Origin of the sequence: Natrarchaeobius versutus, from assembly GCF_041205745.1 — an archaeon.
Lineage (GTDB): Archaea > Halobacteriota > Halobacteria > Halobacteriales > Natrialbaceae > Natrarchaeobius > Natrarchaeobius versutus.
This window is the reverse complement of sequence record NZ_JBGFCC010000004.1, coordinates 39,077-52,242: the sequence shown is the minus strand read 5'-3', so window position 1 is coordinate 52,242 and position 13,166 is coordinate 39,077. Positions and strand designations below refer to the sequence as shown.

The window sequence follows — 13,166 nt, the reverse complement described above, 5'->3', positions numbered from 1 at the left end:
ATAACGTGAAGCGGGCCGTTGTAGAAGATCCCATTACGGACCAATCTCGTGGACGGTATCCAACATTCTCCGAATTTTATCCACCATCTCCAACATACTCCGGTGTATGGTGCAGAAGTATATATACAGGATAGTATTACTGTCGTATCGTCGATTTCCGACTTCGTTTTCGAGGATTGTCCCAGTATCGAGATCCGTCCGCCGGTTCCTGGCAATCAGATCCCATTTCCCGAAAGCTATTTGTCTTAGTAGAGGTGTTTATGCTTTGTGACACCGTGACAATGAGCAGGTCTCCAACAACGGGTTCAGACAGTGAGGGGAACGATTCACGACCGCGACGCTCGGTTCTCAAGGGTGCCGGCACGCTCGCCGGCGCGAGCATGGTCGGTGGCCTGGCCGGGTGTTTAGGGGAAGAAGACGATGGGAACGGCGCGGGCAACGGCGACGGTAACGGCAGTGACGAAACCGGAGAGACCGGAGACGACGAAAAGCCAATGGCGGACAACCTCATCTACTGGGGAATCGACACCGCGTTTCCGCCGAGTGGCTGGGACGACTTCGAGGACGGGAGTGGTATCTCGGTCGAAGCATCCTCGGCCCCGTGGCGTCAGGGGCAAGTGATGAACCGCCTCGTGTCGGGTGGTGGTGATCAGGACTACGATATCGTCCAGATGGATTCGACGTTGACCTCGACCGTCGCCGAACAGGATGCGATTCATCGAACCGACCTCGAGAGCCTGGAACTCTGGGAGGAAGCGTATCCCGAGGTCCAGGAGAACGAGTACACCGAAATCGACGGCGAACAGTTCGCGCTGACGAGTCTGATGAACGGCGACTCGGTCGTCTGCCTGGAAGAGCACGTCGGCGGACCGAACGAGGTAACGTCCTACGGCATACTCTTCGACGACGAGTTCGCGGGACAGACCGCGCTCGAAGCCGGCTGGTCGATGCCGTTTCCCAAGACCGCACAGTATCTGGCGTTCAACGATATGGCCGACATTACGGTCGAACAGATCAAACAGCCCGACGAAGAGACGATCGACACCGTCATCGGCTTCCTCGAGGAGCAACACGACGAGGGGCAGTTCCGAACGTTCTGGAGCGGCTGGGAGTCGGCGGTCAATCTGCTCGCTTCCGAGGAAGTGTACGCGATGGACACGTGGGAGCCGGTCGTCTTCGCCCTCCGTAACGAGGGAATGGATGCCTACTACCTCGAGCCCGACGAGGGGTATGCGGTCTGGAGCCACGGACCGTGGATGACGACTGCGGGTGTCGAGAAAGAAGGCGCCGTCGAGGAGTTCGTCAGCTGGCTGATGGACGGGTTCTACGGCGCGGACGTCACCGCCGAAACGGGCTATCTCACGGCGACGCCACGCGCGATCGAGTACGCCGAAGAGAGCGAGGAGTACGATGCCGACGCGATCGAATCCGTCCACGAGGACGTCCTCGAGAATCGGCTTCGCCACGAGAACAGCGTCTTCAGCGACAACTTCCCGTCGGTGGAGATCTTCAACTACGTCAACACCGAATGGGACCGGCTGACCACGTAAGTGGTCTCAAACGTACGATTTATGTCCACGAAAGTAACCGACAGATCCGCGTCCGCGGTGGATCGAGCACCGGCACCGATACGACCGTTTCTCCGAAACGACCGACTCCGGCAGTCGGTTCTGGTTGCGCCCTGGGTCGGGGTTCTGCTAGCTTTCGTCTTTCTTCCGCTTCTGGCGGTCGTGATCTGGAGTTTCATGACGCAGACGTTGTTCGGCGTCGAGTACTCGTTTACGCTGGAGAACTACGTGGAGTTCTTCACGTCGTATCAACTTGGAGTCTTCTTCCAGACGGTCGCGGCGGCGGCGTTTCAGGTCGTCATCGCCGTCGCGTTCGGCTTCCCGATCGCGTACTATACGGGTATCCGTATGCGAGGCTCGAAGTACGCGTTTCCGCTGTTGCTGTTGTTTGCAGTTCCCTTTTTCGTGAGCTACATCCTTCGGGCGATGGCGTGGATCGGCTTTCTTGGCAACCAGGGGGTGTTCAACAGCGCCCTCATGACGCTCGGAATTACGGACGGACCGATCGGCTGGTTCCTGTACTCACAGTTTGCGGTTCACGTGAGTCTTCCCGCGTCGTACATTCCGTTCGTCGTGTTTCCGGCGTGGCTCGCGATGGCGCGAATCGGCGACGAGACGCTTTCGGCCAGTGCCGATCTGGGAGCGACGCCGATACAGACGATCCGCCACGTCGTTCTCCCGCTCTCGATGCCCGGAATCGTCATCGGTGCCGTCTTCGTCTTCGTCGGCGTCCTCGGTGAGAGCGCGACGCCGGTGATACTGGGTGGCGGCAACGTCGGGTTCGTCTCCTCCGTGATCGACAACGCGGTCAACTCGCTCAATCTCCCGTTGGCCAGCGCGATCAGCACCGTCATGTTGTTGATGGCGTTGCTCGTACTGGCGATCTGGGAGCGAATATTCGGCCTGAAAATCGTTGGTGAGATCTGATGGCGGGTGATGAACGTACTGCACGGCCGCTCGAGCAGGATGGCGTGAGTCGATTCGACGTCCTGTCCGTCCAACGAGACCGGTGGAAAGACTGGTTCTGGAAAGGGTTCGTCGCGTTCTGGGTCCTCTACATTCTGGCACCACCAGTGCTTCTGGTGTTGATCTCGTTCGACGGGGCCTCGTTCATCCGGATCCCACAATCGTTCTCGCTCATGAAGTACGAGGCGATGTTCGCCAGTGGAGAGCTTCTCGGTGCGATCCGTCGGACGATCGTTCTCGCCGTGATCACGTCGATCGTCACGCCGATTTTGGCTCTCTGTGCCGTTCTCACGTACCGGCGCTCGGAGCGAAAGCGGCTGATAATCGCGGCGTTGGTCCTGCCACTTTTCCTCCCCGGAATCGTCCAGGGTGTGAGTCTCATGATTATCTTCCAGCAGATCAACTTCGATTACGCCTTCGCCAGGGAGGCGATCGGACACATCATCTGGGCGCTTCCGTTCGCGTTTCTGGTGCTGTTGACGACGATGTCGAGTATCTCGGAGGATAACCTGCTCGCCAGTTCCGACCTGGGTGCAAACGAGTTCGAGACCTTCCGGTACGTCGTCTATCCGCAACTCAAACCGGGGTTGATCAGCGCGGTGATCTTCAGCTTCGTGCTCTCGTTCAACGAGTTCGCACGAACCTTCTACCTACAGGGTCGACTCACCACCATCCCGACGTACGTCTGGGCCCAGATTCAGGTGACCGAGTCACCGGAACTGTTCGCGCTCTCCGGCGCCACGGTCATGTTCTCGCTGTTGCTCATCGGAATCGGCTCGTTCTACCTCTATCACGCCCAGTGAACGTTCTCCTTTCCACCAATTCCTCTTTTGCACTAATTTCCCCCTTCGAAACGTCCGAGACCGAGGACTTCCGCCAATCCATCCCTCTCGTCTCGGCCGCTCACTCGAGGACCCCGAGTTCGCGAACGGCGAACTCGAGCATCGCCTTGGCCCCGGTGAGTACGTGCTCGCGCTCGACGAACTCGAGGGGTTCGTGTGAGAGGGCTCCCGCGGGTCCGTACTCGACGAGCGTCGGGGCGTGCGTACCGTGATAGACGAACGCGGCGTCGGTCGCGCCGGGGGCGACTTCGATCGCCGGCTCGTAACCGGCAGTCGCCGTCGCCGCGGCGATAGCTGTCTCGACGAGCGGGTGGGATCCAGCCTCCTCGCGGTCGTCCGCCAGCGCGACCGGCGGGAAGAACCCGTGTTCGGGGATCCTCGCGGAGAACTCGACGCCGCCCGCGGCCCTCGCTCGTCGCTCGACCGTCTCACACAACGCCGCCTGGACCTCGTCGACCCCGTCGGGGAACCCCTCCCATCGTGGGATTCGGACGTCGAACGTCGCCTCACACCACTCCGGAATCGCGTTGAGACCGCCTCGATCGACGTATCCGTCCTCGACGGCTCGAACGTCTCCACCGACGACCGTCGTCCCCGGGGCGACCGTCGTCTCGCCGAGTAACCGATCCTCGACGAACTGCTCGGCGACCGCGTTCGCGTACGCTGGGTCGTCCGCATCTGCGAGTGCCTTCGCCATCCCCACCACTGCGTTTCGTCCCAGATCCGGGGTCGACGCGTGGGCCGCCTCGCCGGTCGCCTCGAGTTCGAGCCAGACGAGTCCACGGTGTCCGATAACGGGGGCGAACCCGTACGATCCCTCGAGGACGACGGCTCGAAAGTCGTCGTAGCCGTCGTATTGCTCGTCGAGCCATCCCTCGCGTCCGTCCCAGCCGACCATCCGCTTTGCACCCACCTGGTAAACTTCCTCGTCGACGAGGTGTCCGTGGACGAGGTCGCCACCCAGGGTCTGGGAGTCGTCCAGCGCCGCCTCGAGTGCCAGAAGCGAGCCGACGAGACAGACGATCGACGCCTTGTTGTCGTAGACGCCCCGCCCGACCAACGCCTCGAGCGACCGACCGTCGCCGACGCCACGGCGATCCCACGACCGGGCGAGTTCCGCACGGACCTCGCGTTCGAACCGGTCGCCAGCGACATCGAGTTCGATCGTCGTCTCGCCGACGCGCGTGACCGTCCCCCGCTGAATCGAGTACGGGTCGTCGTCGGGCCAGCTATCCGGCGCTCCAGCGGAGACCACGTCCGTATGGCTCGTACAGACGAGCGCGCCGTCGTCGCCGCCCTGGAGAACGGTGTAGACATTCTCGCGGTGTGCCCCATCGCGGTACTCCCACTCGTCGGGCAAGCGCTCGGTGACGACGTCGGTTCGGTCGACCTGCTCCTCGAGGGCGGCCACCAGGTGTCCAACAGTGGACGCCGGGTCGTCGCGTCTCCCCTCTCGTCCCGTAATGCTCGGCCGAGCGACGAGTTCGGTCAGGAGGTCGACCAACGCCTCCTCGTGTGCGTCGAGCCATTCCGTACCCGCATCGAGAACCGTTCGCTCGGATTGCGATAACTGTCGAGTCATACCTCTCTCTTTCGGTCCAACGGTTTCAATCTCTCGTCTCCGCTGGAACTCGACGACAACCTGACCGCGAGAGCGTCCCTCCCGACGACGGACAGTCGAGCGACCGATCCTCGAGTCGGCCCGTCCGGCGGTATCTGTGACGGGTCGGCCGGCTCTCAGGCCAATTGTCAGTTGTTACCAGGGAAAACGTTATTACGTCACACGGACGTTCTATGCGTATCGATGAGTTCAGAACCGGTTACCGGGGCGTCGAGTGCGTCCAGTACGGTCGACATTATCGAACTCGAGGATCTTCGAAAGGAGTATCCGGGAGTCGTCGCCGTCGACGACGTGGACCTGCACATTCGTGAGGGTGAGTTCTTTACGCTTCTCGGCCCGTCCGGAAGCGGCAAGTCGACGCTGTTACAGCTGATCGCCGGCATCGAGACGCCGACGAGCGGCGAACTCCGGATCAGAGGGGAGCGGGTCAACGACGTGAAAGCGTACAATCGCAACACGAGTATGGTGTTCCAGGAGTACGCGCTGTTTCCGCACATGACCGCCCAGGAGAACGTCGAGTACGGCCTGATGCTCCGTGGAGTCGACGAGCAGACGCGTGCCGAGCGCGCCGGCGAGATGTTCGAGATGATGGGTCTGGCCGGCAAAGAAGACAGGCAAGTCACGGAGCTATCCGGCGGTGAGCGCCAGCGCGTCGCGACGGCTCGAAGTCTCGTGGTCGAGCCGGACGTCCTGTTGCTCGACGAAGTCCTCGGTGCGCTCGACGAGAAGCTCTCGAAGGAGATGCAGATCGAACTGAAGAACCTCCAACAGACCGTCGACAAGACGTTCCTGTTCGTCACGCACAGCCAGGAGGAGGCGTTTACGATGAGCGATCGCATCGCGATCATGCACGACGGAGACGTCGCACAGGTCGGCAAACCGCTCGACATCTACAAGAACCCGAACAGCGAGTTCGTCGCGGATTTCCTCGGCGTCTCGAACATCATCAGCGGCACCGTCACGGATGTGAGTGACCAACACCTCGTAATCGAGAGCGAGGGAATCACGTACCGAGTTTCGACCGCCGGCATCGCCGACGTCCCCGCAGAGGGCGAGGAAATCGGCTTTTTCGTCCCGAACGAGCAGGTCGTGATCGGGGCGGAGGCCGCGAACGCGAACGAAGCCGTCGTCGCCGACACCGTCTTCAAGGGTCCACACACGCAGTACGTCCTCGAACTCGAGAACGGCTCACAGCTCCACGCTCACGAGACGACCGGCGAGACGTTGATCGAGGAGGGCTCGAGCGTCACGGTCGGGTTCGAACCATCCACTGCAAAACTGTTGCGATAGTCCGTCTGCAACGGGTTTTCTCCGACCGGCCTTCGCTGAGGAGACCGATCTCGCGGAGTCGAAGTTACGACCGCCGCCACGCGAAATCGCGTTCCGGATCCGGTGTCGTATCGATTTCGTCGACGGCCGACTCCTCCGGTCGATTCGCGGGGAGCACGTCGTCGACGCGAACGAGCGTGCAGGCGACCTCCGTCGCCGATTCGACGACCGTCCTGACCACGCGTTCGGGAAGCAACGGTCCGTTCGGATCGGTGTCGACGATTTCCCCGGCGAAACAGTCGAAACCACTCGACCCCCCGGCCGCCCGGAGCGCGGTCAGTTCGTCGAGCGAATCCTTCCCCGCGTTATCGATCAGCGCCCGCGGGACGTCCTCGAGGGTGTCCGCGAACGCCGCCATCGCGATCGCCTGCCGGTCGTCGGTTCCGCGCGCGTCGTCACGGACGGCCGCGGCGAGGCGGGTTTCGATCCCGCCGCCGCCGGGAACCACGCTCCCGCCGTCGACGAGACCGAGCGCGGCGACGATCGCGGTTCGAACGTCGCGTTCGACCTCAGCGGAGATCTCGCCGATCGAGTTCGAAAACAGGAGGGTGCCGACCACGCCGTCCCGACAGCCGTCGACGCGAACGTACGTGTCGCCGTCTTCCTCGAACGTCCGGAGTCGACCGGCCGTCCCGACCATCTCGGGCTCGAGCAGTCGAACCTCCATCGCGATCGATCCCCCGACAGCGTTTGCCAGATGCGTCGCCATGCCCGAAGTGAGCCGGCGGAACGCGGTGATCCCCGCGGCCTGGAGCTGTGACTTCGCCTCGTCGTTGATGCCCATCGTACAGAAGACCGCGTCGACGTCCGCCGCTTCGAGCGCTCGCACCTGTCGAGCGACGTCCGCGGACTCGCGTTCGCTGAACGTCTCGAGGGCCGCTGGAGTGTCCGGGTCGTACGAGACGGACGTCCGACCCTTGCCGGATCGGCCGCCGGCCCGACGCGGGTCTCGTGTCTCGATGCCCGTCCCCGCCTTCTTCCCGCCGCCGACGACCGCGATCCGGGGCGCGTCGATTGTCGTCGCCATCTCGGGATCGACCGGCTCCCGTTCGAGCACCACCCCGCGGACGAGTTCGACCGGCGGCCCACCGCGTTCCGGATTCACCTCGAAGATCAGATCCTCGAAGCCGTTTCGGTTCCTGTCGCGTCGCTCGCTCGAGACGAGATCTGCGGCGTCTCGAACCGCGTCGACGAGCGAGTCGTCGGTTGCGAGCCGGCGGGCGAACGCCGCCCGAATCGCGCCCTCGATCCGGGGGTCCTCGATTCCGCCGTCGACCGGACGGGCGTGTTTCGGGAGCACGTCGACGGCCGCCCGACCCGCCCGGTGATAGCCCTGTTCGATCGTTCTCCGACTGAACCCGTCCTCGAGGAGGTCCCCGGCTCGCTCGATCAGCCCCGCGGCGAGGACGATCAGGGTGAGCGATCCGTCCCCGATTCGCTCTTTCTGTTCGACGGCGCCGCTCGCGACGAGTCGCGCGCCGGGGTTCGTGAGTTCGAGGTGATCGATCAGCCGGTGAATATCCTTCGTGACGAGCGTTTCCTCGTCGGTCTCGAGCAACGTCTCCCCGCCGAACGGGCCCAGACTCGACGCACAGAGATCCCCGAGTTCGACGACCCCTTCGCGGACGAGCCGCTCCGACAGTTCCGGGTCGGTCATTCTTCTACAGATTCCGGTCGGCCGAAAGTAAAGGTTGCGGTGGTCAAACCGACGAAATCGGTATCGTCACCGTCGTTGGCCCGCTGACCGGGAGACCGGACCGGTCGACACACGACGGAATCTCGGCGGCAAAATACGGCGGGGCGACCCAACCGGCAAACGGCGTGGTCTTCCCATCCCGCATACAACACGACCTTACCAACCCGCATACGGGGCGATCGTCTCGTCGTCGACCGCGCCGTCGCGAACGTCGTCGATGGCCGCCGCAAGCCGATCGACGCCGCGTTCGAGCTCCGATTCCTCGATCGTCAACGGCGGCGTAATCTCCAGAACGTTCGACTCGAGGCCGACGTAGAAGACGATCAGTCCCCGCTCGCGCGCCCTGTACACCGTTTTGGCGGTGACGCCTGCCGGATCGTCGCCCCTTGGGTCGCGAAGTTCGACGCCCTGCATTAGTCCGCGTCCCCGGACGTCCGCGACGCACTCGTGATCGCCCACGCGTTCGTCGAGCAACGCCCGGAGTCGATCACCCATCGTCGCGGCTCGATCGACCAGACCGTCCGACTCGAGGGCGTCGAGCGTTCCCAGCCCGGCGGCCGCCGAGAGCGGGTTCCCGGCGGTCGTCATCAGGTGGCCGGCCGGGAGCGCGTCGAGAAGCGTTTCCCGGCCGACGACGGCGCTGATCGGGAGCCCGGAGCCCAGTGGCTTTCCGATCATCACCGCGTCGGGAGTGACGCCGTCGCGCTCGAACGCGAAGAACGTCCCCGTTCGGCCGAGGCCCGCTTTCGTCTCGTCGACGACGAAGTAGGCGTCCTGGCGGCGACAGCGCTCCTCGAGGGCGGCGAGGAATCCCTGTGGCGGATCGTAGATCCCGCCATCGCTCTGGATCGGTTCGGTGATCACGCCGGCGACGTCGTTCTCGTCGAACGCTCGGTCGACCCCCTCGAGTGCGGTTTCCGCGTCGATTCCCGGCTTCGTCCCCGGAAAGTCGCAAATGGCCACGTCGTCGGACGCGTCGTCGCCGGTCGCGGCGTGGCCGGAGAGCGTCGCGGCCCCCATCGTCTGTCCGTGGTAGCTCCCGCCGAACGTGAGCACGGTGTCGCCGCGGTCGGCGTCGGCGAGTAGCTTCCAGATCAGATCGCCGGCTTCGGAACCGGAGTGGCCGAACCACGCTTTCTTCTCGAACTCGCCGGGGACGCGTTCGACGAGTCGCTCGGCGAGTTCGACCAGCGGAGGGTGGGGAATCGAGAGCGGCGAGTTCGTCGAAGCCGACTCGAGCTGTTCGCGAACCTCCTCGAGAACCGTCGGGTGTCGATAGCCCGTGTTCGCCACCGCCCAGGCCGCGCTGAAGTCGATACAGCCGTCACCGTCGACGCCGGTCAGAACGCTTCCCTCCTGGCTCTCGAGTGCGAACGGGAAGAACCGGATCTTCATCGTTTCGGCGATCGCGTCGGCGTCTCGGCGGAGCCACTCGGCTTCACTCGTCGCGGCCGATTCGTCTTCGCTCGACGCAGTTGGGTCGTCGTCGCTTGTCATGTGTCTACATGACCCATGTGCGTTCAACGGTATAAATTCGAGCCGTCTCGGCCCGGCTCATACGGATTGCTGTAACAGTTTCCCGGTAAAATCATAGCGAGGTCGTGATTCACTGGTACCGACGGACAGCGGACCGTCTCATACGGTTTGCTGTAACGATTTACCGGTGCGACCGCACGACGGGTCGCGGTCGCACCGAAAATGGCTTACAGTAGATCGTCTCAAAGCGAGTCGCGAATCCGCTCGAGTGTCTGCTGATGGGTCTCTCTCGCCTCGAGGGCGGCTTCGATGGACACCGACTCGAAGCCGACCGACTCGTGGGTCCGACACTGAGCCAGCAGATCCCGGTCGGGACTGATGACCGTGCCGATGGTGGCGTAGCCGCCACCGGTGACGGCGTCGTTCGTGAGGACGATCGGCTGTTCGGGAACCTGGATCGAGCCGACGGGGTAGCCGACGTCGACGACGTTCGAGGGGTCGGTGCCCGCGCCGAAGGGCTGTTCGCGTTCGACGAACTCGATGTCCGGCCCGTCGAAGCGACAGCCGATTCGATCGGCTTCCGGCGTCACCGTCCACTCGGCCGACAGAAACTCGGCCTTGCTCTCCTCGGTGAGCCGATACTCACAGAGCCCCATGATGACTCGGAGGGTCTTCCCGTCGTCGTACGCCGGGACGTCGGCGTCGGGAACCGATCTACCTGCTCGAACCTCGTTATCTGCGTCTCCGATCGGGAGCACGTCCCCCTCCTGGAGCGATCGGCCCTCGTGACCGCCGAGGCCGATCAGTTCGTACGTCGAGCGACTCCCCATCCGCGGTTCGGTATCGACGCCGCCGGCGACCGCGAGGTACGATCGAACGCCGTTCTCGGCGAACGACGTGGTGAGGAGCTGTCCGGCTTCGACGGCGACGGACTCCCAGGAAGGGATCGCCTCGCCGTCGAGTTCGGGCGACATCCCCGCGCCGGCGATGGCGATCGTCGTGTCGGCTTCGAACCGGACGTCGGCGCCGTTGTACGTCATTTCCAGCGTCGCGGCGGTCTCGTCGTTGCCGACCAGATAGTTCGCGACGGCGTGAGAGAAGCCGTCCATCGCGCCGGAGGGGGGCATTCCGATGTGGTAGTGACCGAATCGGCCGTCGTCCTGTACCGTCGTCGAGAGCCCGGGGCCGACGATCTCGAGGCTCATTCGACCACCTCCACGAGCCGTTCGTTGTAGCCGTGTGGATCGGCGAAAAAGTCGTCGGGAGCGAACTCGACACGTTCGTAGGTGTGTCTGAACGTTCCGTCTTCGACGTCCTCACGGATGCGATCGTACTCCTCGCGGTCGATCCGCCGGAAGTTGAAGATGTCTCCCGGGTTCGGGAACACGATCGACTCCTGAAAGTCGGGAAGCTCCTGATCGACGTCGAGTACCTCCACTGGCGTCCGTCCGAACAGCTGGTAACCGCCGGCCCCCTGGACCGGATACGGCGTCGTGAACGCGCCGCCGTAGCCGATCGCCCGTCCGGGCGTGTCAGTTCGCGGACGGACGTACTTCGGGACCTCGATCTGCTCCTCGCGGGGAACCATCTGATGACACCACGCCAGACCCGGGACGAACCCGATCATCGTCACCATATGCGGGGCTCCTGCGTGGGCCTCGATGAACGCGTCGGGTCCGTCGAAGTCGTTGATCCGCGCGGAGTACTCGAGATCCGTCGCGTCGGGGTCCTGATGGCGGTCGCGAAACCGCATCAGCGTCTCGTGGGTCCACGGGTCGTCGTACAACACCGGGAAGTCGATGACGCGCGCGTCCCACTCGTAGTCTTCGATGTCGATCTCCTCGTCTAAGCTCTCGAGACGGTCGATCAGTTCGTCGGGTCCGATTACGGCCGGATCGAACCGGATCATGTACGACGCGTTCGCCGGACAGATCTCGACGACGCCGTCGGGGTCGTCCCCGCGAAGTTGCTGGGTGATCGCCATCGCTTTGAAGTTGGCGTCGAAGCTCATCTCCCGGTCGAGTTCGACGAAGACGTGGTCGTCACCGCCGTACTCGTAGTCTGGAGTCGGGAGCGTTCGACGTTCGATTCGCTCTGGTGCCATCTCGTTGGCTAGTGAGTGGATGATCTATTATAGTTGTCGCCGACACAGCCTCTCGAGGCGACGAACCCGTCGCCTGGTTCGTCGTTTTCCGACCTACTCCCGAGCCAACCGGAGCAACCTTTTTATAAACGGGACGGAATTTATCCCCCATGCCTTCGAGAGCAGACGTGGTAACGCGGTGCACGGAGGGCGATATCGAACTCGTACGACTGCTGTACGTCGGCAACGACGGCGTCCCTCGCGGATACGTCGTCGATGCCGAAAACGTCGAATCCACGTTCGTCGACGGGATGAACCTGACCAAGGGAATGCAGTCGTTCAACGCCTTGGATCACCTCTCCCCGTCCGGTCCGTTCGGCGCCGTCGGCTCGGTTCGATTGATACCGGATCCGACGACGTTCAGGGAGCTTCCGTACGCCGATCGGTCGGCGGTGATGCTCTGTACGATGGAAACGATCGAAGGGGAGGTCTGGGAGGCAGACCCCCGGTCGGCGCTCCTTGAGTTCCTCGAAACGATCGACGCGGTGCCGAGTGCGGCGTTCGAAAGCGAGTTTTACTTGATCGAGCACACCGAGGATGGGCTCGAACCGCTCGAGGAAAGCGTCTGTTTCTCGCCAAACGGCATGCAGACGATGAACGAGTTCGTGCTCGATCTGAAGGGGGCACTCGAATCCCAGGGCATGGAGTTCGTCACCTACTACCCCGAGTACGGGCCGGGCCAACAGGAGTTCGTCGTCAAACACGACGAGGGCGTTCGGGCGGCGGACAACCACGTGCTGTTCAAACAGACCGTCAAGGGTGTGGCATCGAACCGGGGCTACCGAGCGACGTTCGTTCCGAAACCGTTCGAGGATGCGGCCGGCAGCGGCTGTCACATTCACCTCTCGCTGTGGGACGACGGCGCGAATCAGTTCTACGATCCGGATGCCGACGATCAGTCCTATCCGTTGAGCGAGACGGCCCGTCAGTTTATCGGCGGACTTCTGGAACACGCTCCGGCGTTGATGGCGCTCACCGCACCCACCACCCTCTCGTACAAGCGCCTCCGGCCGCACACGTGGGCGTCGGCGTACACCTGTTGGGGGATCGACAACCGCGAAGCGATGGTCAGGGTTCCGTTTACGGGCGTCGAGGATCCGGAAGCGGCGACGAGATTCGAGTTCAAACCAGCGGACAACACGGCCAACCCCTACCTCGCACTTCTCGGATTGCTCGCGGCCGGCTACGACGGCATCGAACGCGAACTCGATCCCGGCGAGCCACTCGACACCAACCCCGAGGCCTTAGACGAGGAAGAACGCAGCGAGCGCGACATCGAACGGCTTCCCGAAACGTTCGGCGAAGCGCTCGCGGCGCTCGAGGAGAACGAGGTTCTGGCCGACGCACTCGGTGCGTCGTTGTTCGAGTCCTACGTCGACGTCAAACGAAGTCAGTGGAACGAGTACACCGGAAAAGCAACCGAGTGGGAACTCGAGACGCTCACACGGGCGTTTTGAGGGGACCGGCCGTTCTGAGCACTCTCGAGCGTTCTGAACACGCGGCGAGCGACGGGAGGGCCCGAACC

At 63.1% G+C, this 13,166-nt stretch carries 10 protein-coding genes; 5 read left to right on the top strand and 5 right to left on the bottom strand.

From position 1 onward, the window contains the following. Positions 1 to 281: 281 nt before the first annotated feature. From AB7C87_RS10410 to AB7C87_RS10400, 3 genes are all read left to right on the top strand, one after another. Positions 282 to 1,550, top strand: coding sequence for an ABC transporter substrate-binding protein (locus tag AB7C87_RS10410; protein WP_369729380.1), 1,269 nt, complete (start codon positions 282 to 284; stop codon positions 1,548 to 1,550). Between the two features lie 195 nt (positions 1,551 to 1,745). After that, complete coding sequence (locus tag AB7C87_RS10405) at positions 1,746 to 2,495, top strand: ABC transporter permease (RefSeq protein ID WP_369729379.1); 750 nt, start codon at positions 1,746 to 1,748, stop codon at positions 2,493 to 2,495. Further along, complete coding sequence (locus AB7C87_RS10400; RefSeq protein WP_369729378.1) at positions 2,495 to 3,337, top strand: ABC transporter permease; 843 nt, start codon at positions 2,495 to 2,497, stop codon at positions 3,335 to 3,337. The genes AB7C87_RS10405 and AB7C87_RS10400 overlap by 1 nt, the downstream gene beginning before the upstream one ends. A gap of 100 nt (positions 3,338 to 3,437) precedes the next feature. Here the strand turns inward: AB7C87_RS10400 and AB7C87_RS10395 are convergent, their stop codons facing one another. After that, positions 3,438 to 4,958, bottom strand: coding sequence for a M20 family metallopeptidase (locus AB7C87_RS10395; protein ID WP_369729377.1), 1,521 nt, complete (start codon positions 4,956 to 4,958; stop codon positions 3,438 to 3,440). A gap of 222 nt (positions 4,959 to 5,180) precedes the next feature. Between AB7C87_RS10395 and AB7C87_RS10390 the strand changes: the two genes are divergently transcribed. Then, positions 5,181 to 6,287 (top strand): ABC transporter ATP-binding protein, encoded by a 1,107-nt coding sequence (locus AB7C87_RS10390; RefSeq protein WP_369729376.1) that lies wholly within the window; start codon positions 5,181 to 5,183, stop codon positions 6,285 to 6,287. Positions 6,288 to 6,351: 64 nt separating this feature from the next. Here the strand turns inward: AB7C87_RS10390 and AB7C87_RS10385 are convergent, their stop codons facing one another. From AB7C87_RS10385 to AB7C87_RS10370, 4 genes are all read right to left on the bottom strand, one after another. Then, positions 6,352 to 7,983: a TCP-1/cpn60 chaperonin family protein gene (locus tag AB7C87_RS10385; protein WP_369729375.1), complete on the bottom strand. Its 1,632-nt coding sequence runs from the start codon at positions 7,981 to 7,983 to the stop codon at positions 6,352 to 6,354. 195 nt (positions 7,984 to 8,178) lie between these two features. Then, the gene (locus AB7C87_RS10380; protein ID WP_369729374.1) at positions 8,179 to 9,519 is read right to left on the bottom strand and encodes an aspartate aminotransferase family protein; all 1,341 of its coding nucleotides are present in this window, start codon (positions 9,517 to 9,519) and stop codon (positions 8,179 to 8,181) included. A 221-nt stretch (positions 9,520 to 9,740) separates the two neighbouring features. Then, positions 9,741 to 10,703 (bottom strand): 5-oxoprolinase subunit C family protein, encoded by a 963-nt coding sequence (locus AB7C87_RS10375; protein ID WP_369729373.1) that lies wholly within the window; start codon positions 10,701 to 10,703, stop codon positions 9,741 to 9,743. Continuing rightward, positions 10,700 to 11,602, bottom strand: a complete 903-nt coding sequence (locus AB7C87_RS10370; protein WP_369729372.1) for a 5-oxoprolinase subunit B family protein — start codon at positions 11,600 to 11,602, stop codon at positions 10,700 to 10,702. Before AB7C87_RS10370 ends, AB7C87_RS10375 begins: the two co-directional genes overlap by 4 nt. A 149-nt stretch (positions 11,603 to 11,751) precedes the next feature. Here AB7C87_RS10370 and glnA2 point away from each other — a divergent pair, with 149 nt between their 5' ends. Beyond that, the gene (gene glnA2 / locus AB7C87_RS10365; RefSeq protein ID WP_369729371.1) at positions 11,752 to 13,098 is read left to right on the top strand and encodes a gamma-glutamylputrescine synthetase; all 1,347 of its coding nucleotides are present in this window, start codon (positions 11,752 to 11,754) and stop codon (positions 13,096 to 13,098) included. Positions 13,099 to 13,166 lie beyond the last annotated feature (68 nt).

Excerpts from the sequence above, each read along its gene's own strand:
- AB7C87_RS10410 (WP_369729380.1), top strand. The coding sequence starts at position 282 with ATGAGCAGGTCTCCAACAACGGGTTCAGACAGTGAGGGGAACGATTCA.
- AB7C87_RS10405 (WP_369729379.1), top strand. The coding sequence starts at position 1,746 with ATGACGCAGACGTTGTTCGGCGTCGAGTACTCGTTTACGCTGGAGAAC.
- AB7C87_RS10400 (WP_369729378.1), top strand. The coding sequence starts at position 2,495 with ATGGCGGGTGATGAACGTACTGCACGGCCGCTCGAGCAGGATGGCGTG.
- AB7C87_RS10395 (WP_369729377.1), bottom strand. The coding sequence starts at position 4,958 with ATGACTCGACAGTTATCGCAATCCGAGCGAACGGTTCTCGATGCGGGT.
- AB7C87_RS10390 (WP_369729376.1), top strand. The coding sequence starts at position 5,181 with ATGAGTTCAGAACCGGTTACCGGGGCGTCGAGTGCGTCCAGTACGGTC.
- AB7C87_RS10385 (WP_369729375.1), bottom strand. The coding sequence starts at position 7,983 with ATGACCGACCCGGAACTGTCGGAGCGGCTCGTCCGCGAAGGGGTCGTC.
- AB7C87_RS10380 (WP_369729374.1), bottom strand. The coding sequence starts at position 9,519 with ATGACAAGCGACGACGACCCAACTGCGTCGAGCGAAGACGAATCGGCC.
- AB7C87_RS10375 (WP_369729373.1), bottom strand. The coding sequence starts at position 10,703 with ATGAGCCTCGAGATCGTCGGCCCCGGGCTCTCGACGACGGTACAGGAC.
- AB7C87_RS10370 (WP_369729372.1), bottom strand. The coding sequence starts at position 11,602 with ATGGCACCAGAGCGAATCGAACGTCGAACGCTCCCGACTCCAGACTAC.
- glnA2 (WP_369729371.1), top strand. The coding sequence starts at position 11,752 with ATGCCTTCGAGAGCAGACGTGGTAACGCGGTGCACGGAGGGCGATATC.